We start from the raw sequence: 24,992 nt of genomic DNA, 5'->3' as shown, positions 1-24,992 counted from the left end.
AATTTCTAAGGGGGCGTAAACATGACGATTGCTGAAGTTGGAGACATCGTAGAATTTTACGATGGTATTAGAGGTAAAGTTGAGAAAATCAATGACAACTCTGTTATAGTAGATTTAACAATAATGGAGAATTTTGCTTCTCTTGACTTGCCAGAAAAAACAGTCATTAATCATAAAAGATATAAGATTGTTGAACAAGAAGGTTAATCTATGATGAAAAAATTAAACAAACCGCTACTTTGGTTTATATTAAGTTTTATTGGTTTTCACATTATTTTATTCATAATGTGGGGAGAATATAATGTTTACTGGCAATTATATACAGGCATTATGCTTATCGCAGGTATTAGCTACGTCTTTTACCAACGTGATATTGCTTCCAAACGATTACTCACGTCAATCGCAATTGGTTTAGCAGCCGGTGTACTGCTTGTACTTGTTCAGGTCATTATTGCTTTAATCACCTCAGATCTCAGCTATACATCACTCATTAAGCAACTGTCTCGAACAGGCGTCTATTTCAAATGGCAAATGTTGATAACATTACTATGTGTCATGCCATGTCATGAATTATACATGCGTACAATTTTACAAAAAGAACTTACTTTATTAACACAACGACCTTGGATAGGTATTGTTACTAGCGCAATATTATCTAGCTCATTCTTTATTTACCTTGATCGTTGGTGGATTGTTCTTTTTATCTTCATATGCCAACTTATTTTAGGTTTCAGTTATGCCTATACACGTCGAATTGTCACAACAACAGTAGCACAGATTGTAGCGGTGGTCCTTTTACTCATTTTTCATGGGTAAAAGTTTTGGGTATGAACCACATTCAATGGATTACACATTGCGTCATCCCCTATTACATTTCTAAGCGTATGCATAAAAATGTAACTAAAACTTTCTAAATAGAATGGGGCTGGAACTCACGTTCCGGCCCCAATTTTTTAAATATCTCTTTTTCTTCTTTTCAATAAAACGAAACCAATTAGACTCATTAATCCAGCGACTAAGATTGGCTGTTGTCCAGATTCACTTCCTGTACGTGGCAGTTCCTCATGTAGATGATGCTTCTCTTCATGTTTCACATGCGCTTTTCCATTATTATTTACTTTATTAGATATTGTACTCATCACTTTAAATTTAGGTTTTTCATTTACAACCTTTGGTACGACTTCATCAGTCTTTGGTGATTTCTCTTTTTCTTCTTCCATTCTAGGCGAATCTTCTTTTACTTTTGGCGATGGTTTTAATTCATTATCTTTCTTAGGCACGTTATTCTCAGGTGTTTCCGGAATATCTGGTTGTTCCTCTTTTGGTTCATTTGGATGAGGCGGCTGAGTATCCTCTTCTTCTACAAGGACACCTTTCGTTTGACCATTTTCTATCATAATTGTATCTTCTATAATTTCGATAGGATCATGTGAGCCGTTTTCAATTGATGGTCGATCATTATCAGTATCTTCTTCAAATGTCATATTGTTTGAACCATTTTCTGTGCCAATCTCACTTATAATATTAATAACGTTACTGTCTTCAACTTCTTCAATAGTTCCGTTAACTTCTCCTTTAATCTCACCATTACCTGTGTCTTCTTCAAAGTCAATCAAATGATTATCTTCAACAATGTCAATGATGCCATCAACATGACCCGTTTCACCTTCAGGAGTTGTGATTTCTACAATATCAATATGATGATTGTCTTCAATTTCTTCAATTACACCTTCAGCATGTCCAGAGATAGAAGGCGGTAACGTATTTTTATCTTCGAACTCAATTAAATGATTGTCAGTCATGTATTCCATTGTATCTTCTAATGTTGTATGGTCTGAAACAGCACCCGTCATGATACCTTTCGCTGTATCTTCTTCATATTCAATAACATCACTTGTGTGATTCGTTTGACCAACTCCCGCATGCGTATCTTCTTCAAATTCAATCACACCTGTAGCATGATTTGAACCATGAAGTGTATCTTCAACAATTTCAACAGGACGCGTATCTTCTGTTTCTTCAGTATATACATATTCCCCATTTCCAGATATCGTCTCTTGAGTCACATAATCTAAATCAATAGGTTGACCAGCTTGAATAATAGGCTCAGAAGGTTTATCCTTACCACTACCACTCGCATTGTTAGAGTAGAATTGGACACCATTATTCCAAGTTAGCGTGCTTGGGTAGTAATAATAATGGTTATAATTATTGTTATAATAATAGCCTGATAATTGAGTTTGTAAATTTAAATTAGGTGCATTAACATCGTATTTACCATAATACTGAATCACATATGCTTCACCATTAAGTCGTTCAAAGTCTAATTTATATGAACCATCTGAAACATTTAGGTTCATAGTATGAGTCACATCTTCAAAATCATTCTTATTAAAGTCTACATAAACACTTTTAGCTAAATTTGATTGACCTTTATATTTATAAACTTTAATATTAGGTCGTTCATAGCCGTTATAATTACCTTCTGTAATTCTACCTGTTACAGATACTGAAGTCATATTTTTCTTTTCAGGATTAATGTAGGCAATATGGTTAATAGTTCCATTATTTTTGTCGAGTCTATCTATTCTACCATTTATACGCATCCCATTATTATCTCCAACACCATTTAAATATTGCACATTAAATTGTGATTCGGTTTTGGAGTTATTTATAGTAGTTGATACAGTTTGATTTCCAACGTTTAGAACTACTGATGGCTTAAAATATAAATTAATAGATAATTGAGCTTTAATATCTCTTCTATTTGTAACATAATTAGAAAACGTATATCTAATTGTTTTGTCGTTAAATAAATACCCTGTAGCAATAATCGAAGTATTATCTTTAATATCCGGCATATAACGCTTAGTACCAATACCCATTGTATCCACATTATTACTTAATTTAATATCAAAGTAATCTCCTTGTTTGATACTATCATCAAATTTCAATTTATAATCAAGCGTCACTCTCTCAGCTTGGTGAGGATTTATTGTTGTAGCACCCTTTTGCCCTTTAATTGATCCTTCTTCAACGGTAACTTTATTAGATACATCTTGTCCTTGAATCACTTGTTTATTTTCAGTGCTTGTCTGTGTTGGCGACACTGTTCTTGGTGCGGCTACTTCAGTTGGCTTATTTTCATTTGAAATGATTGCGCTCGGCTCTATAATTTCATCATTGTTTGTTTGATGTGAATTATAGCTTGCTTCTAATTTTGTCGACTCGTTTTGAGTTTCACTTTTAAGTAAACCTGTCTCTGCTTTAGTCCCTTCTAACGTCTCACTCTCTGAAGTTGTACTTTTATCAGACACTTCAATTGCCTGGTTCCCACTCGTTTCTGATGCGTGTGCTTCAGATTGATCAGTTACCCCAATCACTGCAATTGTGCCTAAAGCGATTGAAGCAGCTCCGATGCGATATTTTCTAATGCTGTACCTTTGTTTGTTGTTCATAATTTGCAAATCCACCTTTTAATATTTTTGATTAATAAAATAACTTTTATGCCCTGTAATATTTAAAAAAGACAATAAAAAAACTACTTCGCTCAAAGTAGTTTTCATCACTAAATATCTAACTTACAAAAATAATTATATAGCGTCATTTTTAGTTTTACAACATAGTTATATTAAATATACCTTAAGTGATTTTTAAATATGTTTAACACATTATAATTGCGTATATTGCGCCCTTTTTCCTTTTATACCAGTACTTTCACTGTCCTTCTAGCCTTCTAAAACCCTTAAATCTAAATTAAAATATAATAATTATTGGGATGTAATTGGTATTCACTCATAGAACTACAATCGTGATTATTTTTTAAATAGGGACGTTTAATGAATAAAAAAGAAGCTAAAACATTTGCTTTAGCTTCTTTGAATATTACATTCCTACTATCGTCATATTCTGTTTTCTCTTGTTAATAGGCGTTGATGAAGATAAACGCTTAATTATTAATTCTGGCATAGATATTTTTGATACGTAATGCATAGGTGCATGTTCTAAGTATTGACGGTAATGTCGGTAACAATAATCTGTCATTATCACACGATACGTATAGTCTCGTTTTAAACTGAATTGAGTTACTCGTTTGTTGACTGGTTTTGAGACATCTATCGTGAAATCGAATCCTTTCCAAAACAAGAAATGTGTCGGATCAATACCGTTTAAAGTAAGTGCATCATTTCCACTATGCAAATAAGCCACACTTTTTTCGATTAACATTTTAATAACTTCCCCACTTAATGTCAAATCTATCAAATGGTCAGGGTGAGGATAAATGTTAAAGATATCTTCATGTTGTAATGGCGTTACACATCCTTTTGAAGAAGGTAATGGTAAATGTACGCAACTGATATCAGTTGGATGCTCATTTTGGATGCTTTCATGTAACAATTCAATGAATGGATGCGGGTGTTTTAACAATTCCTCGAAAGCCGTAAACCGTGCATCTAGATGCAGTCCGTTTATCATCTTATTTTTCCAAGTTTGAACTGCTTTCCGATCATATTTAGTCATGTCTAATAATGCTTCATGTTCTTCGTATTGACTGAGCGTTACGATTTTTGGATTAATATCAATCGTCTCATAAGAAGATTGTCTACGTCTAAATGTTACTTCTACATGAACGAGATGTTCGCCGTTTTGTCCAGCCCGGACAACTAATGTGCCATCTTCATTTTCAATTGTCGTTTCTTGTTGGTGGCCTGTAATAAATAAATCTACAATCCCTATATTTCTCAACATTTCATCTGTTTTTGACTGATTAAGGTGTTGCGATGTGAGAACACCTCCGTGAAATAAGACTATGAGAAAGTCAGGTGCTTCAGCTTCATAAATATAACGAATCCAACGTTTTGCCGATACCGTTGCACGTTCAATCGCAATATCTTTCTCCATTTCAACGTTTTGATTTTTCACTAATGTTTCAGAAGTTAATCCAATCACTGCAATCCGTAAATCCTTAATTTTATGGATGATATACGGTGTTGAAAAATAAGGTTCATGCGTCATCGCATATTCAATATTGGCGGATAACCATGGAAAACGAGATAAAGCAATCGAACGATTTAAAAAATCTAAACCGAATTTAAATTCATCTGCACTTACACCACTCGCATCATACTCTAATGCGTTCATGACTTTTATCATCGGATGCCGTTTGTGTGGCGCGATTAACGCATAATAAAATGCGACAATATTTCCAGCTAAGCTCCCTCCATTATCCAGTAAAAGAACGTGCGGTTCACGTTCACGTACTTTTGAAACATACGTACCTGCACGATAAATATGGGAACCCGCTTCATCGTTTAAAATATGACTATGAATATCGGATGTCGCTAAAATGTTTAAACGTATCTCTTCATTTTGACGCATAAACAGAACTCCTTTTTGTCATTTGATTTTATTTTATCATAATTTAAAATGTGCAATCATTTGCCTTTTACTATTTTAATCATAGGTCAGAAATATCACTTCACATAAAAAAATGGGTATGAAAACAAAAGTTTCATCCCATTTCTAAAGTTTTGAATTTGTTATCCAATTTGAACACGTTCTTTAGGGAAATGAAATTTGGCTGGTTCCCGATTTCCACTGAACATGATAATAAATGATATAAGACCGACGCGTCCGATAAACATGAGACACATTAATACCACTTTTGACACGCCACTTAAATCTCCGGTTATCCCCGTTGACAAACCACATGTCCCGAATGCCGACATGATCTCAAAGTAAATATGAATGATATTAAATTGACGCCCTTCAACGAGAAGCATAATAAACATGCCTAAAAACGTGAGAAATATCGCAATCGCAAATACGGCGAAAGAGCGCTGTATATCTTGTGAATGAATTTCTCTGTTAAATGCTTTCACACCAGATTTTTCAGCATTTGGTTTGTAGTTAATTAAAAATAAAATAAGAATCGCAAATGTCGTCGTACGGATACCCCCACCTACTGAGCTTGGTGAAGACCCTATGAACATGAGCCCACCCATAAATAAGTTGGTCGCATCTGAAAATTGCGAAACGTCTATCGTTTGTAACCCGGCACTACGGGTTGTAGATGACTGAAAAAGTGCGTAGAAAAAGGATTCATGCCAGGAGTGACCTTTTAATACACCGTGACTTTCAATTAATAAAATCCCAATCATTCCTACGATTAGAATCGCTAAATACGTCACTGTTGTTATTTTAGTAAATAATGTAAATCGAAAGTTAGGAATACGATTGGTAATATACGCTTTTACTTCAAGCAATACTGGAAATCCAATAGAGCCAAGTATAATTAAAAAGATGATAATTGTTTGTACAAAATAGTCCGTCGCATAAGGTATTAAAGACTCCCCAGTTATATCCAAGCCACCATTTGTGGTTGCTGAAACTGAAACAAAAATCCCTTGAATAATAGATTCTTTAATATCGTGAATATCTCGGTAAAAATAAAATGAAAGTAAGATTGCGCCCACTGCTTCAATTAGCAACATCGCACGTACGATATCTATAATCAATTTTACCGTTCCACTCATCGATTCTTTATTGTTATCTAACATGATTAATTGACGCTCTCGAATCCCGATATGTTTGCCTAATACGACCCATAACAACGTACCAATGGCCATCACACCAATACCACCAATATTTAAAATCAGTAGAATAATGATGTAACCAAACGTGGAATACGTTTCAGAAATATTGACAGGCGTTAGCCCTGTGACACTTACACCCGAAACAGCTACAAATAGGGTGTCAATCGGCGCTACTTTGACACCTGGTTTATGTACGCCGGGAATATTTAACAATAAGAATGCGACAATAATCGCGACTAGATAATATAACACAATCCCTTGTTGTGGGCTTGCTTTTCTAAAAAGTTGGTTCACTATCGACACGATTGTTCACTCCACATTATTTCAATTTAAACGCAATGTTCATTGTGTGACCTTGACGCATCACCTTTAATTTTAAAGGTTTAGATGTATCTGTATGTCTAAAAAGTTGTTGTTTATAAGATAATGTATCTTTAATCGGCTGACCATCTAATTTTACTATTATATCATCTTTTTGTAATCCTGAATCTTTCGCAGGACTTTTATTTTCAATTTGTTTAACAATCACACCTTGATTAACGTCTTGTGGCAGTTTCAATGTTTGACGCTCATTTTCGGTTAATTCCGTAATATTTTGCATACCTAACCATGTATTAGGATACGTGATTTTACCATCTTTTTCCAATTGTTTTGCGACTTTAAGCGCATCATTGATCGGTATCCCAAAGGCCATTCCTTCCACATTTGGCATCGTAATTTTTAATGAAGCGATACCTACGACATCACCATTTTGATCTATAATCGCGCCACCTGAATCTCCAGGATTAATAGGTGCATCAACTTGAAAAGCGCGAAGTAACATATCATATTGGTTATCTTTATCAATATCTACCGGCACATTTCGATTTAATCCTGAAATGATCCCTTCCCCGACTGAATTATAAAAATCTAATCCTAATGGATTTCCCATAACTATGATGGGCTCACCAAGCACCAATTTATCGGAATTACCCGTATGTATCGGTTTTAACTGTTTTGCCTTATGCGCCGACACTTTTAAAACTGCAATATCTGACCATTTATCCGTACCGACAACCGTCGCTGAAACTTTCTTATCTGTTAAGTATGTTAGCGTCTGTGTTTTACTCGTACCGATGACATGCGCATTCGTTAAGATATAAAGAGAGTCGTCTACTTTTTTGTAGACGACACCTGATCCAGTTTCATTATTTTGTTGCGACTGATTTTTCACATCTTGAACGTTTACTGGCGTAGATTGTGACTGACTTTCAACAGCTACCACTGAATTTAAAGCCGCATTGGCATGTTCCATCGTTTTCGTTATTTGTTTATGGGTACCTTGTTCTTTTTGTTGATGTTCAAGCGTAGTACGTACATTATCATCACTTCGATTAACATTATTAAAAATAGCGAACAAGAGCACTAAAATGAGTATGGCTGCTAAGACAATTAGGATTTTTGCCCATTCTTTAGTAATGAATTGTGTGATTTTTTCAGTCCAATCTTTTTTTGCAGAATAGCGATGTTTGTCTTGTTCATCACGTAAAACGTTGTTATCGTGCTTTGAAGACGTTTCAGATGTTTGAGAACGTTTTTTATTTTCAGTTGGAGTATGTTTTTTGATTTCTTGCGCTTGCTGTTTATATAAGTTCGATTGTAGCGCGTCATTTTGATTCGAAGCCGATTGTTCAGCATGTGTATCATTTTCATGAAGTTGACCTGTATTGACTTTGTCTTCATGTGTAATTTTTTCGATACGTGCTTTTCTTAAATTATCTTTCACACGCTCTTCATTATTTTTCACTTGTGCTTTTTCACGCTCTTTTTTTAAGCGTGTCGCTTCCTCTTCTGCTTTAATGCGCGCTTCACGTTCATCATTATGGAAAAATTCACGTCTTTTACGTTTATATTTGTGTCGTGGAATGACATGTTTTTTATCTTGATCCAATGTTCACGTCCTCCTCAATATCGTGTGCTTAAATATTATTATGACATATTGGCCTTCAAATTTCTTTAATAATCTATCCATAATTGTTAAAAATTTATGATACCTATCATTAGATAATCGTTTCCAAGTAAAGCCGTCACCATAATAAAAAGCGAGGCTGTTCGTGCCTCGCTTTTCATCAATCTATTTTGTTTGTTTTTTATTTTTTTTAACTGAAGTCAACCAACCGATGACAACTAATCCAATCATGACAACCCAGAATATAATCTGCCATAAAGTTGAGTGTGGAAAGTCATGTGGAATCACTGCGATATCTTTATGCGCCAATACTAACACGACCAATTTAATACCAACCCAGCCTACAATGGCAAATGCTGCACCTTCTAAGCCTGGATATTTATTAAGCAATTCTACAAAAACAGTTGCTGCATAACGCATTAAAATAACACCAATTAAGCCACCAAGGAACATGACACCGAATTGACCTGCATCCATACCACCAAAATGCACACCTAATTTTGGTAACGTCACAGCAATTGCTAATGCCGCGAGCATAGAATCAATTGCGAAAGCGATATCTGCAAATTCAACTTTAGCGACTGTCCCCCAAAATTCTTTTGCACTCACTTCTTTTTCAGCGCCAGATTCATCAAAATGATGGTCATCATTATCTGGTGTATCCTCATGGTGACTTTTACTTTTGTAAAACTGGTACAGATTTTTAATTGACATGTAAATTAAATAAACAGCACCTGCTGCTTGTATCCACCAAAAGTTCACTAAAATACTAATCAAGAATAATGCAATAAAACGGAAAACAAATGCTCCTAACAAACCATAAAACAAGGCCTTTTTACGTTGTTTTGGCGGTAAATGTTTAACCATAACTGCCATAACCACTGCATTATCTGCTGCAAGTAAACCTTCTAAAAAAACAAGGACTAAGACAACGCCTGCATAGGTTAACAATATCGTTAAATCCAAACTAATTCCTCCTATTATATGAGATTTATCGATGAAATCATTTTATTTCAAGTCGACGCTCATTTACTTTTGCATAATTAAAGAGACCCATGCTAAATACATAGCAAAGGTCTCACTCAGCAAAAATATTGCCCGCTTTACCGGAAGAAAATTCTTCGTAATGACGACAAAGCGTTTTTAACGTTAAACGTTAAACAAGTTACTCCCCTCTGACAAAACTGTCATAGGTATTTAATTATGATGTGATTATTATACCCAATTCGATGAGAAAAAAACAACCATTTATTTAAATTTGGAAATACTATTACAATAAACTATACAATTCAATTTCAGGGAATTTATCTTCAAACCAACGTGTCGCAAATTCATTTTCAAATAAAAATACTTTATTATCATAACGGTCATTTACAAGTATTGAACGACTTGTATTCATTTTTTCTTGAATGTCGTCTTCATTATGAATCCAACGTGCAATCTTTTTACCTACCGGCTCCATGACCACATCCACGTTGTATTCATTTTTCATGCGATGTTCAAACACTTCAAACTGTAATTGACCAACCGCACCTAAAATGACTTGGTTTGTATGTGGTGATTTATAATACTGTATCGCGCCTTCTTGAACTAATTGTTCAATACCTTTATGAAAATGTTTTTGTTTCATTACATTCTTAGCCGACACTTTCATAAAGATTTCTGGTGTAAACTGTGGTAAAGCTTTGAAATTAAATTTTTGATTTCCACCCACTAACGTATCACCGATTTGATAATTTCCAGTGTCATATAACCCAATAATATCGCCTGCAACGGCATGGTTTACAGTCTCTTTATCATCTGCCATAAATGTCGTTGAACGCGTAATTTTTTGTTTTTTATTTGTACGCTGTAACTTAACATCCATACCACGTTCAAAGGCACCACTTACAACACGCATAAATGCGATTCGGTCACGGTGACGTGGGTCCATGTTCGCTTGAATCTTAAAAATAAACCCAGAAAATTGATCATCAAAAGGGCTGACATCGATATCTTCTTCAGTTTGACGCGCATGTGGCATTGGTGCATGATCAACATAGGCGTTTAAGAAATTTTGAACACCAAAATTTGCAAGTGCTGAGCCAAAGAATACAGGTGTTAAATCGCCTTGTTTTAAAGCCTCTGTATCAAACGCTTCTCCAGCTTCATCAACTAACATTAATTCTTCAATCGCTTGTTGGAACACACTATCTTGCGCAATATCATGAGCTTCTTCAAGTTCATAATCTTCATTAATGTGTAAAATATTCTCTTCATCTCTAAAAGGCTCAATCGTACGTTCTTTACGGTCAATAATACCAAAGAAATTTTGTCCCATACCAATAGGCCAGTTCATTGGATACGTTTCAATACCAAGTGTCGTTTCAATTTCATCAAGTAAGTCAAAAGGATCTTTACCTACACGGTCCAATTTGTTAATGAAGGTAAAAATAGGAATGCCACGCATTTTACATACTTTGAATAATTTAAGTGTTTGTGGCTCAATCCCCTTTGCACAGTCGATGACCATGACCGCACTGTCTACCGCCATCAGTGTACGATACGTGTCTTCTGAAAAGTCTTCGTGACCTGGTGTATCAAGGATGTTAATTTTATAATGATCATAATCAAACTGCATTACAGAACTTGTAACTGAAATACCACGTTCTTGTTCAACTTTCATCCAGTCACTTGTCGCAAATTTACCTGTCTTTTTACCTTTAACTGTCCCCGCTTCACGAATGGCCCCACTAAAATATAATAGTTTTTCTGTTAATGTTGTTTTCCCGGCATCCGGATGCGAAATGATTGCAAACGTTTTGCGGGATTGAATTTCATCTTTAATACTCATCATTGTTCTCCTTTATACTTCTTGTAACCAATGCGTTATACGTAAAGCAAGGGTGTTCGCTTCATCCTCATCAATGACATTGAATAAGTGGACAAACAAATGTTCAGTTAAACTTTCGCCATATAACGCTTCATCAATTAAAATTGACCAATTTAAATCTGGAATAGAAACTACATAATAATCCTCTTTTTTATTTTGGTAAATAAAAACTTTTGCAGAATAATGGTCGCTATGCGATTCTCTAATTTTCAACAGGACCACCTCCAAATTTTTTATAAGCCGCTTCAAGACCGATTAAATCATCACGATGTGGGACTTTTACGTGTCCTGGCATAATTTGATACGGTTCACGCCCTTTTGATGCCAAAACGACTGTATCTCCTGGCTCTGCAACATCAATCGCGTGTTTAATTCCTTCAGCACGGTCTGTAAATTCAATATAGTTATCATGCGTGGCACCTTTTGCTAACTCTGCAGTAAGCATTTTAGGGTCGTCATTTGCTGGATTATCTGGCGTGAAAATCACATAATCAGCACGTGAGGCAACACGCCCCATTTCCGGTGTTTTCGTTAAATCGCGTTCACCTGCCATCCCCACAAGAAAGATAAGCTTTTGTTTAACAAACGGTTTCACAGCATCAATAAGCTTTGTCATACCATCTGCCGTATGAGCATAATCGATAATTAAATCAATCGGCAAATCAGAGTCAAGTACTTCTAGACGTCCTTCTACAGGTTCTAAATCAGCCACAATGCGCGTAATGGTTTCTAAATCAGTGCCTTTTACCCAAACACCTAACATTGCTGCCATTAAGTTCGCGATATTAAAACGGCCTACATATGGTGATCTCACGGAATATGTCCCAAATGGCGTAACAAAGTCGAATGTAACCCCTTGTAGTGTTTCATGAATATTCTTTGCCATAAATTGCGCTTCATTATCTATACCATATGTGAGTGTCTCATATGGTGTCACTTCCATTAAATATTGAGAAAATGAATCATCCGCATTCACAATAGCATATTTGTCTTGGGATAAATCTTGACCTAATTGACTAAATAATAACGACTTCGCATGACCATAAGCTTCCATAGTACCGTGAAAGTCAAGGTGATCTTGTGTTAAATTAGAAAAAATAGCGACATCAAATGTGACACCTCTTAAACGTCCTAGCGTTAAGCCGTGTGAAGACACTTCTAATGTCATTGCCTCTGCGCCAGCTTCTACAGCTTCATTTAAACGCTTAATTAATGAAACGGTTTCTGGTGTCGTATTCGTGCCTTTTGTTATTTTTTCATTAATTTGAAACCCATTTGTACCTAAATAGGCACTTCCTTTACCTAATTTACGGTAAATGTGATGAATCATCGTTGCGATAGATGTTTTACCATTAGTTCCTGTTACACCTATAGTAGTTAACTTTTGGCTAGGGTAATGATAAAGTTGATGCGCAAGATGACTGGCAACTCTTAACGTATCAGGAACTATAATTTGAGTGACATCGCCTTCTAACGTAAGCGCGCGGTTAACGACAATTAAACGACACCCTGCATCTACAACTTGTTGCGCGAATCGATGACTGTCTACAGTATAGCCTTCTGAAGCCACAAAAATGCTCCCCACTTTAGCAGTCCTAGAATCCGTAGTAATATCAACAACATCACGGTCTAACGTTCCAATCACTTTTTTGATTAAAATTTTCTCAAATAATCGTTGCGCATTCACTTAAATCTCTCCTTTTAGTTACACTCACTCATTATACACTTTTCTCTTTAAAATCATATATGAACCAGCACATTTTTACTATTGAAACGTGCACTTGAGGTCGAATATTTTATCATTTTTATTTTCTCAACTTATACATCATGAGATGTCTCCATACATCAACCTACTACAGACGTATTCACTTTTTTGTTGTGTCTATGTTATGTATATATTAAAATATAATAATGGATTTGTTTACGTAAAAATAATTTAAAGTTACACATACGTGATTTATAGGTAACTGAATATCATTTTTCACGTTTAATGTACCAATATAAACATGAAACGTATTAAAAATTTTAACATCTATTACTATAGATTAAAATTGTAATAATTTTGTTAGGATTAAAATAATCTTTTCACAAACAAACAATAATAAGTTACACTAAATGTGTATCCAAAGGTATTTATCAACATTTCTGTTGCAATATTCTGTAAGACACCGAAAACTTTTAATGGAGGGTGGCCAATCATGGTGACACAAAAGAAAAAATTATTAATCATTACTGGGTCATTTGGTAACGGACATATCCAAGTCACTAACAGCATTGTAGATCAACTCAACAACCTCAAACTAGATAACCTATCTGTGATTTCACATGATTTATTCTTAGAGGCGCATCCTATACTTACAACTTTAACTAAAAAGTGGTATATCAATAGTTTTAAATATTTTCGACGCATGTATAAAGCATTTTACTATAGTCGTCCTGACGAGTTAGATAAGTGTTTTTATAAATACTATGGTTTGAACAAATTGTTGAATCTACTTTTAAAAGAGAAACCCGATTTAATTTTATTAACATTCCCTACCCCTGTAATGTCCGTGCTTACAGAACAATTCAATATGAATATACCTATTGCAACAGTAATGACTGACTATCGCATGCATAAAAACTGGATTACACCAAATTCTGCGCGCTATTATTTAGCGACGCATGATTTAAAATCTGAATTTGAAAATATTGGTGTTCCATCAGAAACGATTAAAGTAACTGGCATTCCTATCTCAGAAAAATTCGAAACACAAATCGATACTTCTGCTTGGCTTTCACAACATCATTTAGATCCAAATGCGCAAACAATTTTAATGTCTGCAGGCGCTTTTGGCGTATCAAAAGGCTTTGATCAAATGATACAACGCATTTTAGATGAGAGCCCGAATGCACAAGTCGTGATGGTATGTGGTAAAAGTAAAGAATTAAAACGGCAATTATCATCTACATTCAAAAATAACCCTAAAGTGTGCATTTTAGGTTTTACAAAACATATGAACGAGTGGATGGCTTGTAGTCATATGATGATTACAAAACCTGGTGGCATTACGATTTCAGAAGCTCTTACAAGACAAGTACCAATGATTTTCTTAAATCCTGCCCCTGGACAAGAGTTAGAGAATGCCTACTACTTTGAAGAAAAAGGTTTTGGTCATATCGCCTATACACCTGATGAAGCGATTGATATCGTGACACGCTTAACACATCAACCGGAACAACTTAAAACAATGGTAGAAACGATGTCATCATTAAGAACACGGTACGCCACTCAACGTTTATGTGAGGATTTATTAGATTTACTTTATGATGCTACTGAATACGAAAAAGTTTACGGAAAGGTTCCTTTATATGCAAAACTACTCGTCAAATAACGATAACTACATGAAAAATTTTTATTTACTACTAGTTATCCTCTTTTTGATGGAATTTGCGCGCGGTATGTTTGTATTAAGTTATTTACCTTTGTTACCGACTGCTACAAGCATCGCAGTCGGTATCACTTCTGTCGCAGTTTCCATCCATTTTATTGCAGATTCAATTTCTAACTTTATCGTAGGATTTGTGTTAAAGCGTTTAGGCACAAAAATTGTGTTAACAGTTGGATTCATTCTTGCATTAATGAGTCTATTTCTGATTATATGGTTTCCTACAGCACCGTTCGTTCTGATTTTAAGTGCGTTAATGTTAGGTATAGCCGTGTGTCCAATTTGGGTCATTATGCTTGCCAACGTGCAAGAAACTACACGTGGAAAGCAAATGGGCTATGTATATTTCGCATGGCTTGCTGGTTTATTATCCGGTATGATTGCTATGAATTTAATCTTTAAAGCCCATCCAACGCATTTTAACTTTATTATGACGTTATGTGTAGCTATCGCTTTTTTATTATATATGTTTGTGAAAGTGACATTAACTGCATATAATCCTAAAAATGTTAAACAGCAGTTAAGACAAATTGTTAGTGTTTCTAAAAGGCATTTAATCTTATTCCCAGGAATTTTAATCCAAGGTATCGCAATTAGCGCCTTGATTCTTGTACTTCCTATTTATGCGATTAATATGATTGGTGTTTCAACCGTAGAATACACCCTTGCAATCGTTATTGGTGGCATTGGTTGTACGATTTCAATGTTATTCTTATCTAAGATTATCGATCATTATTCAAAATCATTCATGCATGGTGTCATTTTCTTTGGCTTTTTTATATATGCCAGTGCGATTCTTTCATTCGCATTTATTCATCAAATCATGATCGTTTGGATAATAGCCTTTTTTATAGGGTTGCTCTACGGATTACTTCTTCCAGCTTGGAATACGTTTATGGCGAGTTTCATCCATCCAAGTGAACAAGAGGAAACTTGGGGTGTGATTAATAGTATCCAAGGATTTGGGGCAATGATTGGCCCATTACTAGGGGGACCAATTTCTCAATTTACAGGTAGCCCTGTATACACATTTTACTTTGCAGCGTTGCTCATTTACTTTTTAGCCTTCTTCTATGGCATATATTTTTTAAAGCAGCATCGCCATTCATAAATATAAAAAAGGACACGAAACATTATGTTTTTTCGTGTCCTTTTTCGATGTGTGCGATCGCTTCAGGTTTAAATTCACTTTGACAATCGACACAATAAAAACGCTGACCTTTTTTCTTATAAATTAGCCATATGATACCTAATATGATCGCATATACAGTTAACACAAGTAAGCTTCCGAAAAGGTTTTTAGCAAGCGCACCCGAACTGATATATACAATACACTGAATTCCAAAAAAGATTGTCGTAAAAATGACTAATAGCAAAAGACAACCGCTTTTCGTTTCTCCTATTCGTTCCGACTGGCATTTCGGACAATGTGTAAGTGTCATATCCCCCACTCCATTTCTATATTGCAATATTTAATTTCATTATACATGTAAACATGTGGTAGAGATATGCATTTTCAAAAAAATACACATTTTTCGCTCTAAAAAGCTTAAAATGTGTATCCCATCCTATTTTTCAATTTATCATTCATAGAAGCATCTCAATTTAAGCAAATGTATAGGTTTCTATTTCTTCCCATTTCTCTGCATCATCGTTATATTTCATAAGAGACAATTTATCAATGACTTCTTTGTGATCAATACCAGCTAAACGCACTTGACCATAGATATCTTCAAATTCTTGGCTCGTAAGACCTTGAGCAATAGTAAAATGTGGCACAAATGGATGCTCAGCTTCACCGTAAAAATCATCACCATCAAAACGATCAAATAAATCCTGTAATTCATCTGTTTTTTCAACTTTGAAATAAATCACATTTGTCGTCGGCGCAAAATTCGATGCTTTCGTCGCGTGAACCGTAAGAGGTTGAACGCCTTCAATACGTTTTTGAATTTCTTGTTTAATCGTATCTAAAGCATGATCATCGACTTCAAATCGACTTTTAACAGTGACATGTGGTTTAATTTTTGTGTAATGTTTATCATAGCGTTTACGATATGCATTGACCTCATCTTGAAACGCTTGTGACGGAATTAACGCTAACCCTAGAATCATTGAAATTCCTCCTTTGTTTGTCCTTGAATCTATTATAGCAAAAATTTATATCATTGGTTACTTAAAAAGTATTTTAACAATTCTGGTAGTTCCTTTTTCCACGTTTTCCAGTTGTGTCCTCCATCTAATTCTTTATAAAAATAGGTCGCTTCTGTTTCTGAAATACGTGTATGCATCTCTCGATTAGGTGTAAGAAAATCTGCACGTTTACCATTTGTTGGAAGTTCAAAATCCTTTTCTTCTTTGCCAATGACATGCCAAATAGATAAGGCATTCATAAATTGACAACGCTTTATTAATGCGTCCACCATCCCATCGTAGTGTGGGCTTAATACCCCCACTTGACTCATCACACGTGGATATGACAAGGCCGTCAGCAACGCGATGCTTCCTGCCAAACTATCACCTAATAATAGACGTGCATTCCCTACTCTATATGTTGGGAATGTCTCATCTATCCAAGGTAAAATTTCGCGTGCTACCGCTTGAACAGTTTGTGATGCTTTTTTACCTTGTGGATGAAATTCAATCCGTCGCTTTTCAACATTTTCATAATGAAAACCAACAATAATCGCACGTTCAATTTCATGTTTTTGTCTTAAGCGTTCATATACGCGATGAATTTGACCAAATCTTAAAAAATCGCGTCCATCAAAACAAAAAATCACCTTACTTTTATAAAGATCAGAGTAGTCCTCTGGTAAATAAACAGACAAGGTAACCTGCCTATCTAAGATGTCACTTTGAACATCTAATGTCGTTATTTTGCCAGGTTTAAAATCAGACATCATTAAAGCGCCCCCTATACGAATTCATAACTATTGTATCAAGAGACGCTTTACTTGTTAACTAGACAGTGCTATACATAAATATTTACCCTATTTGTCATTTATTACGTTGTTATATTTGTTGAATTATTTATTGTTCATCGTCCGGATTGTAATTTTGTTCTTTTAAACGTCGTGGATAATCCTCTAACCAGAATTTAGCTGTTGGTAATTCTTGTGCATCTGGACGGTAAATGGCAGTTTTTCCTGTGCCATATTTTTTCTTATGCTGTTCGAAGTCTTTCAATGCTTTTAGGGCAGGCTTACATAAAATCCATATTGCGATAATATTCAGCCACGCCATCATACCGACACCTAGATCACCTAACGCCCAAGCAACGTCAGCTGTTTTAATTGAGCCATATGCAGTAGCGGCAATGAGTAGAATTCGAATAACATTACGCCATAATTTGTTCTGTTTTTTGGCTATTCTATTGGTAATATAGCTGACATTGGTTTCAGCCATATAGTAATACGCTAAAATTGTCGTGAATGCAAAGAAGAATAGTGCGATTGCAATAAAGTAAGACCCTAAACCAGAGAACGTTGGATCAAAGTGATAATTTGAACCTTGGAAAGCTTTATCAATACCTGCTTGAGCATACATTGCTGTTCCTGAATAATCTTTAGTACCATCAGCATTTTGAACGTAAATACCTCCATTTTCAATTAATCCTGGATGTCCATCTGCTGCTGTCGTACCATCTGTCGTATTATATGTACCAGATATTAAAATGATTAAAGCTGTGGCTGTACATACAAATAATGTATCTACATATACTGAAAATGCTTGAACTAGGCCTTGCTTTGCTGGGTGAGATACTTCAGCTGCAGCAGCGGCATGTGGTCCTGTACCTTGGCCGGCTTCGTTTGAATATAATCCACGTTTAACACCGATTTCAATCATCGCACCAATAATTCCACCAAAAGCGGCTTCCATACCAAATGCTGATTTGAAAATCAATGCAAATAATGCAGGTACTTCCGTGATATTAAGTGCGATAATCACGAGTGCCATTAAAATATAAATGATTGCCATAAAAGGTACGACCGCTGTTGCGACTTTCGCAATCCATTTGACACCACCAAAAATAATTAATGCCAGAATAATAATGAGTGCTACCGCAATAACCCATGCTGGAATGCCAAAAGCATTATGCATTGAACTTGCTATCGCATTAGACTGTACCCCGGGCAGTAATAAGCCTACAGAAATGATAGTAACTACCGCAAATAACAACCCGTATGCTTTACCAAATTTCCCCTTAATCCCCTGTTCTATGTAATAGGCTGGACCACCGCGATATTCACCATCTTCTTCTTTTTTAAAAATTTGACCGAGTGTGGATTCTATAAATGCTGTACCTGCACCTAAAAACGCTGTTGCCCACATCCAAAAAACAGCACCTGGACCACCAATAAATATCGCCGTTGAAACCCCAACAATATTACCTGTTCCCACACGTCCTGCAAGCGACAATGCAATGGCTTGGAAACTTGAAATTCCGGTTGGAGATTTTTCTCCTTGGAACATCAGTCGAATCATTTCTTTAAAATGCCTTACTTGTAAAAACCGTGTCATTAAACTAAACAAAATCCCTGTGAGTAAGAGACCATAGACGAGTGGTTTACTCCATACAATTTCATTTAACCACCCCACGATTGCTTCAACCATAAACATACCCCCATGTTTTCTGAAAAGATTAAAATTTTCAGATAAATATACACTCATTATAACGGTAAATTATAATCCGTGCAACTCAATTCAAAATTTAGTATTTGTATTTTTATTCACAAATATTTGTTTCATCACACCCAAAATTGGGCTATACTGAAGTGTAACAAATTTATAAGGAGGCACATCTTATGACAAATAAAGTGTGGTTTCGTACGGGTGTTGCTTTATTAATACTTTTCCTTTTAATAAAGCTCTTTTTAGAAATCAATCACATTTTTATGCCACTCATTATTATCGTGCAGTCAGTATTATTACCCTTATTAATGGGTGGGTTTTTATTTTACATATGTTTACCTTTTCAAAAAATGCTTGAAAAAAGGCATGTTCCAAGATGGGCAAGTATTACGATTATTCTTTTAGGATTAATGGCCATTATTGGTGCCATTATCGGAATCGTTGGTCCGGTTATTACGAGTCAGGTTCAGAATTTAATTAAAAACATTCCAACGATTCAACGTGAAGCTCAAGGCTTAATTAACTTTGTCCTCGATCAACGCGATCGTTTACCATCAAATGTGACTGATAAGATTAATAGCATGATCTCTCAAGTAGGTTCATATACAACGGATATTTTATCCAATTCTTTCAATATTATTAGCAGTATCATCTCGACACTATTTTTACTTATCTTAGTTCCATTTTTCTTGATTTTTATGTTAAAAGATCACGAACGTTTTATTCCTGCCATTGCACGTATTTTTAATGGTGATCGCAAAATCTTTGTAGTAAATCTGTTAACAGATTTAAACCACACGTTAAAATCATATATTCAAGGTCAAGTCATGGTGAGCTTAATTCTAGGTGTTATTTTATTTATCGGCTATAGTCTCATCGGACTAGAATATACGGTTTTACTCGTCATGTTCGCAATTATTACAAATATGATTCCATTTTTAGGGCCATGGATGGCATTTTTACCTGCTGGCATATTAGGTCTTATTCAAAGTCCAACAACTTTTGTATGGGTATGTGTTGTCACATTGGTTGCGCAACAGCTTGAAGGTAATGTCATCACACCAAATGTCATGGGTAAATCACTTAACATTCATCCTTTAACAATTATTATTGTAATTTTGGCTTCAGGTAGCTTAGGCGGCTTTGGTTTAATTTTAGTTGCCGTACCGTTATATGCCGTATTGAAAACAATCGTACGTAATGTTTTCAAATACAGACATCAAATTATGTTAAAAGCAAGAAGTAACGTCGACGAGCACCACACTCATACCAAAATTTGACTAAAGCTTTAACATCAACAGAAAAAGGTTCTCAGACAGTGTCTGAGAACCTTTAAACTGTTTATAATTAACGAATCGCATGATAACCAGCGTCAACATGAATATTTTCGCCAGTTACACCACTTGAAAAATCACTCAATAAGTATGCAGCCGTTTTACCAACTTCCTCTTGGTTTACATTACGTTGTAACGGTGCACGTTGTTCGATTTCTTTTAAAATAGATGTAAAGTTTCCTACACCACGTGAGCTTAATGTTTTAATAGGACCAGCAGAAATACAATTGACGCGAATATTATCTTGACCTAAATCAGCGGCTAAATATTTGACGCTTGCTTCTAAACTTGCTTTTGCAATCCCCATCACGTTGTAGTTCGGTACCGCAAACTCACCACCGATATATGAAGAGGTCACGATGCTACCGCCATCATTCATGATTTTGCGTGCTTCACGCGCAACGATAGTAAGTGAATAAGAACTAATGTCTTGTGCTAATAAGAAACCGTCACGAGATGTTTCAGAATAACGTCCACGTAATTCCTCAACACGTGCAAAAGCGATTGAATGGAATACGCCATCTATCTTACCAACGTCTTTACCGATTTGTTCAAATCCTTTTTCTACGTCTTCGTCACTTTGTACATCGATTTGATATACATGTTTTTCTTTTTGATTGAGTTGATCGATTAATTTATCTAATTCATTAAAACTACGTTCTTTACGGTATGTAAATACAAGATTTGCTCCTAATTCATCTAAAACTTTCGCGACGCCAAAACCAATACTTCTTTTATTGGCAATCCCCATAATGACATATGTTTTACCTTCTAAATTCATCACAATGAATTACTCCTTTAAAATAAAATTTGCTATATTACTTTAATTTTAACATCTGGTCTTAAATTTTAAAAATCAAATCTCTTTAAAATGAAAAACAAGCAAAATACTCACTATGATTTAGAGCATTCTGCTTGTCTTCATTTACTTAAACATCTCTAATTCGATTTTCAGTTGATCGACATATTCTTTAGAGCCTGTCACAATGAGGCGATCGCCATATTGTAATTTCGTATCCCCGTGTGGCACGATAGATTCATTATTTCGTATGATTCTGACAAAGATAATATCACCATCAAACGGGAAATTACGTAACTGCGTTTGGTCAAACGCATAATTAAACATCCCAATTTCATAAATGGATGTTTCTACATTACTTAACAAGTTAAGCATGTTTGGTGTTTCAATCATTCCTTTTAGTAGAATTTGATTACTTTGGAAATTACTAAAAATTTCAATTCCTTGTGACTTTAATGTTTGTTCCTCATCATTTGTTTCTAAACGACAAATGACACGTTCAACACCGAACTCTTTAGCCATTAATGCCACTTTTCTATTAATCGCATCATCATTTGTTGAACACACCACAATGTCACTTTCAAACAAACCTAAACGCTCTAACATTTTTGATTCGTAATCTGCAATTTCGACCATTGTGATTTCGTCTGATAAAATACGGTGGTCTGTTAAATCTTTACGATAATATAATGTGACCTTGTATAGATGCGATTGTAAACTTTGTGCAATAGGGATAGACAATTGATTCTTCCCAATCATTGCTACTTTAATTGAGCGTTGCATCTCATCTGGTAATGGAAACATCTTTTTAAAGACGATGGGTACGAACACACATGTAACCACAGCACTTAAAATTAAAATCCCTGAAATATCTGAACTAATTGTTCCTAAACGCTCCGCAATTTTGGCAGCTGCGATAACCAATGACAACGTTGAAGTCAATAAAAATGCTGAAGCAATGGTTGTCTTCATATCAAACCACTTTTTAATGATGAGTACAGGAATTAATTTTGAAATTAAAAATGCAAAAATTAATACTGGAATGATAATGAGAATCGTTGGATTTTTAATTAACGATGGAATGTCTAAATCCACCCCTACCATAATAAAGAATATTGGGATAAAGAAGCCATATCCAAATGAGTCTAACTTCTCAACTAACTCTTTATCAGGTTGCAATAATGACACGACAACACCGGCTAAAAATGCTCCTAAAATATGTTCCGCGCCAACACCTTCAGCAAGTGCAACTAATAAAATAATCAGCGCAAATACCGCACGAATGCCGATTTGTGTCGTTCCAGCCATTAATTTATTCAAAAATGGTGCTTTTTTGAATAAACCACCTACGACGTAAAAAACGATTGTGAACACAACTAAAATACCAATTAACCAAACCGTGCCACCACCTTTGGCATGAATAGCACCATAAACAGTAAGTAGTAACATCGTAGCCAAATCGGCAAGTACTGCAACAAGCAAAATAAACTGTCCGATTGTCGTACTCATAATATTCATTTCTTTTAACGTAGGCACAACAACACCTAGTGAAATTGTAGAAATGATAATGATCATAAGAAGCACGTCATTAATTAAGCCAATCCACATAAAGCCAAATGCAAGAACAATAGATATTGCCATAATAAATATAAACACATAAAATGCGAGCGATAAATGACTCGGTTCTTGCGTTTGTTCTTTTTTAGGTTTCCCTTTTTCTTTCTTGAAGGCATTAAAATCTATTTCTAAACCACTTAAGAACATTAAAAAGATAAACCCTAATGTTGAAAGTATATTTAGAACATCATCTCTATGTACTAAATGTAAAAATGAATTACCAATCACAATACCCATTAAAATTTCTGCCACTACGACAGGTAAAAATGAAATCCTTAGTCGATTGACTAAAATGGGCGTGAGTAGTGCAGCGATAATCACTACAACAAGCGATACAAATTCCATAGGCCCCTCCTTAAACCAAATATGTCATAAAAGTAGTTGCGAGTCCGAAATAGATCAGCATACTCACAATGTCGTTTATCGTTGTGATAAAAGGCCCGCTTGCAACAGCTGGGTCAATACCAATTTTATTCATAATAAGTGGAATCACTGAACCTATCGTTGTTCCTACTGTCATTGCAATGGTCAAACTACTACCGACGATTAATCCAAGAATAGGTTCACGATAGATAAGTAAAATAATAAAAAATAAACTTGTTGCACAGCAGATACCTGTTAACAATCCACTGCCTGATTCACGCAGTGCAAGCTTAAATTTACTCTTTTCATCAATTTCACCAGTTGAAATATTACGTACAGCAACGGCAAGGGATTGTGTTCCTGAATTCCCTGACATCCCACTGATAATTGGAATAAATGCAGCAAGTAATGCTACTTTTTCTAATGTTTCTTCAAAAGATCCTAAAATTGAAGCTGTTATCATGCCGAGCACAGTTAAAATCATTAACCATGGTAAACGCTTTAAAGCTGTTTTAACAATTGAATCATCAGTCGAATCGATATCCGAAACCCCGGCTAAACGTGAGTAGTCCTCACTCGCCTCTTCATCCATAACATCGACGATATCGTCAATTGTAATGATACCCAACAAATGATTTTGATAATCTACAACCGGCATCGCGATAAAGTCATAATCTCGCATCGTTTGCGCAACATCTTCTTGGTCATCGGCGACATTTGCGCTAATGACACGTTCACTCATAATATCTTCAATGTAGGCGTCATTTTCGGCTACAATTAAATCTCTTAAAGAAATTACACCGACAAGTTTTTTCTGTTCATCTACAACGAAAATAACGTAAATTGTCTCAGCATCTGGTGCTTGTTCTTTAACCCGCATCATTGCTTCATGAACTGGCGTATTAATTGTTAACGAAATAAATTCCGTTGTCATAATACCGCCGGCGGTATCTTCATCATAATGTAATAAAGCTTTAATTTCAGAAGCGTCTTCTTTATTCATGAGTAATAGTAAACTCGCGATTTTACGCTTCGTTAGTTGGTTTAAAATATCAACGGCATTATCATATGACATATGTTCAAGAATTTGACTTGCATACGTTGCATTCATTTCCTCGAATAAATCTTCATATGCTTCTTCATCTATTTCTAAATGCTCGAAAAATTCAGCGACTTCTTCAGGGGAAAGGAATTGATACATTTTTTGACGAATATCGCTTTCACTTTCCTCAAAATATTCACTTTGCTCATATGAGTGGAGTTCAAGAAATGCGGTACGAAACTCATCAATATCATTGTTCAAAATATATTCATCAAGTAACGCTTTATCATACATTTCTTCATCATCTAAAACTAATTGCTCTTTTTCATCCGTCATATTTGCCACCTCCATCTCTCAT

At 35.2% G+C, this 24,992-nt stretch carries 20 protein-coding genes and 1 riboswitch; of the genes, 5 read left to right on the top strand and 15 right to left on the bottom strand.

Going from position 1 to position 24,992, the window contains the following annotated elements; translation table 11 throughout:
• Positions 1–21 precede the first annotated feature (21 nt).
• Both GJE18_RS03100 and GJE18_RS03095 read left to right on the top strand, forming a co-directional pair.
• Positions 22–207: a YkvS family protein gene (locus GJE18_RS03100; protein WP_037565940.1), complete on the top strand. Its 186-nt coding sequence runs from the start codon at positions 22–24 to the stop codon at positions 205–207.
• A gap of 6 nt (positions 208–213) precedes the next feature.
• The gene (locus GJE18_RS03095; RefSeq protein ID WP_037566249.1) at positions 214–816 is read left to right on the top strand and encodes a CPBP family glutamic-type intramembrane protease; all 603 of its coding nucleotides are present in this window, start codon (positions 214–216) and stop codon (positions 814–816) included.
• A gap of 137 nt (positions 817–953) precedes the next feature.
• Here GJE18_RS03095 and GJE18_RS03090 read toward each other — a convergent pair whose 3' ends face one another.
• From GJE18_RS03090 to GJE18_RS03055, 8 genes are all read right to left on the bottom strand, one after another.
• Positions 954–3,458 carry a fibrinogen-binding adhesin SdrG C-terminal domain-containing protein gene (locus GJE18_RS03090; RefSeq protein ID WP_060550700.1) on the bottom strand — a complete coding sequence of 835 codons (2,505 nt, stop codon included), beginning with the start codon at positions 3,456–3,458 and terminating at the stop codon, positions 954–956.
• A 427-nt stretch (positions 3,459–3,885) separates the two neighbouring features.
• Entirely contained in the window at positions 3,886–5,379 is a 1,494-nt protein-coding gene (locus GJE18_RS03085) for a bifunctional metallophosphatase/5'-nucleotidase (protein ID WP_060550699.1), read from the bottom strand.
• Positions 5,380–5,540: 161 nt separating this feature from the next.
• Positions 5,541–6,899, bottom strand: a complete 1,359-nt coding sequence (locus GJE18_RS03080) for a TrkH family potassium uptake protein (protein ID WP_060550698.1) — start codon at positions 6,897–6,899, stop codon at positions 5,541–5,543.
• A 16-nt stretch (positions 6,900–6,915) separates the two neighbouring features.
• Positions 6,916–8,526, bottom strand: coding sequence for a S1C family serine protease (locus GJE18_RS03075; RefSeq protein WP_107368375.1), 1,611 nt, complete (start codon positions 8,524–8,526; stop codon positions 6,916–6,918).
• A gap of 183 nt (positions 8,527–8,709) precedes the next feature.
• Positions 8,710–9,510: a TerC family protein gene (locus GJE18_RS03070; protein WP_060550696.1), complete on the bottom strand. Its 801-nt coding sequence runs from the start codon at positions 9,508–9,510 to the stop codon at positions 8,710–8,712.
• Positions 9,511–9,628: 118 nt separating this feature from the next.
• Positions 9,629–9,732: riboswitch (yybP-ykoY riboswitch) on the bottom strand.
• A gap of 82 nt (positions 9,733–9,814) precedes the next feature.
• Complete coding sequence (locus tag GJE18_RS03065; protein ID WP_060550695.1) at positions 9,815–11,377, bottom strand: peptide chain release factor 3; 1,563 nt, start codon at positions 11,375–11,377, stop codon at positions 9,815–9,817.
• Positions 11,378–11,389: 12 nt separating this feature from the next.
• A complete protein-coding gene (locus GJE18_RS03060) occupies positions 11,390–11,629 on the bottom strand; it encodes a YueH family protein (protein WP_039646457.1) in 240 nt (79 codons plus the stop codon).
• Positions 11,619–13,103 carry a UDP-N-acetylmuramoyl-L-alanyl-D-glutamate--L-lysine ligase gene (locus tag GJE18_RS03055; RefSeq protein WP_060550694.1) on the bottom strand — a complete coding sequence of 495 codons (1,485 nt, stop codon included), beginning with the start codon at positions 13,101–13,103 and terminating at the stop codon, positions 11,619–11,621. Before GJE18_RS03055 ends, GJE18_RS03060 begins: the two co-directional genes overlap by 11 nt.
• Before the next feature lie 511 nt (positions 13,104–13,614).
• On the opposite strand from GJE18_RS03055, the gene GJE18_RS03050 reads away from it, so the two are divergent.
• A complete protein-coding gene (locus tag GJE18_RS03050; protein WP_107368374.1) occupies positions 13,615–14,790 on the top strand; it encodes a diglucosyl diacylglycerol synthase in 1,176 nt (391 codons plus the stop codon).
• On the top strand, positions 14,768–15,955 hold the full coding sequence (gene ltaA, locus GJE18_RS03045) for a lipoteichoic acid biosynthesis MFS flippase LtaA (RefSeq protein ID WP_037565921.1): 1,188 nt from the start codon (positions 14,768–14,770) through the stop codon (positions 15,953–15,955). The genes GJE18_RS03050 and ltaA overlap by 23 nt, the downstream gene beginning before the upstream one ends.
• 22 nt (positions 15,956–15,977) lie before the next feature.
• Here the strand turns inward: ltaA and GJE18_RS03040 are convergent, their stop codons facing one another.
• The 4 genes from GJE18_RS03040 to GJE18_RS03025 form a co-directional block, all read right to left on the bottom strand.
• Positions 15,978–16,286: a hypothetical protein gene (locus GJE18_RS03040; RefSeq protein WP_037565920.1), complete on the bottom strand. Its 309-nt coding sequence runs from the start codon at positions 16,284–16,286 to the stop codon at positions 15,978–15,980.
• A 163-nt stretch (positions 16,287–16,449) separates the two neighbouring features.
• On the bottom strand, positions 16,450–16,959 hold the full coding sequence (locus GJE18_RS03035; RefSeq protein ID WP_060550692.1) for a 2'-5' RNA ligase family protein: 510 nt from the start codon (positions 16,957–16,959) through the stop codon (positions 16,450–16,452).
• 50 nt (positions 16,960–17,009) lie between these two features.
• Positions 17,010–17,747, bottom strand: a complete 738-nt coding sequence (locus tag GJE18_RS03030) for an esterase family protein (protein WP_060552461.1) — start codon at positions 17,745–17,747, stop codon at positions 17,010–17,012.
• A gap of 130 nt (positions 17,748–17,877) precedes the next feature.
• On the bottom strand, positions 17,878–19,461 hold the full coding sequence (locus tag GJE18_RS03025; protein WP_107368373.1) for an alanine/glycine:cation symporter family protein: 1,584 nt from the start codon (positions 19,459–19,461) through the stop codon (positions 17,878–17,880).
• A gap of 191 nt (positions 19,462–19,652) precedes the next feature.
• Here GJE18_RS03025 and cozEa point away from each other — a divergent pair, with 191 nt between their 5' ends.
• Positions 19,653–20,759 carry a lipoteichoic acid biosynthesis protein CozEa gene (cozEa, locus tag GJE18_RS03020; RefSeq protein WP_103346452.1) on the top strand — a complete coding sequence of 369 codons (1,107 nt, stop codon included), beginning with the start codon at positions 19,653–19,655 and terminating at the stop codon, positions 20,757–20,759.
• A gap of 67 nt (positions 20,760–20,826) precedes the next feature.
• Here the strand turns inward: cozEa and fabI are convergent, their stop codons facing one another.
• The 3 genes from fabI to mgtE all read right to left on the bottom strand — a co-directional run bounded on the left by fabI (position 20,827) and on the right by mgtE (position 24,979).
• On the bottom strand, positions 20,827–21,597 hold the full coding sequence (gene fabI / locus GJE18_RS03015) for an enoyl-ACP reductase FabI (protein ID WP_060550689.1): 771 nt from the start codon (positions 21,595–21,597) through the stop codon (positions 20,827–20,829).
• 141 nt (positions 21,598–21,738) lie between these two features.
• Complete coding sequence (locus GJE18_RS03010) at positions 21,739–23,574, bottom strand: monovalent cation:proton antiporter family protein (RefSeq protein WP_060550688.1); 1,836 nt, start codon at positions 23,572–23,574, stop codon at positions 21,739–21,741.
• 10 nt (positions 23,575–23,584) lie between these two features.
• Positions 23,585–24,979 carry a magnesium transporter gene (gene mgtE / locus GJE18_RS03005; protein ID WP_165805040.1) on the bottom strand — a complete coding sequence of 465 codons (1,395 nt, stop codon included), beginning with the start codon at positions 24,977–24,979 and terminating at the stop codon, positions 23,585–23,587.
• Positions 24,980–24,992 lie beyond the last annotated feature (13 nt).

Source organism: Staphylococcus agnetis (genome assembly GCF_011466855.1).
Lineage (GTDB): Bacteria > Bacillota > Bacilli > Staphylococcales > Staphylococcaceae > Staphylococcus > Staphylococcus agnetis.
The sequence above is the reverse complement of the archived record's forward strand: the minus strand, read 5'-3'. Positions and strand labels throughout refer to the sequence as shown.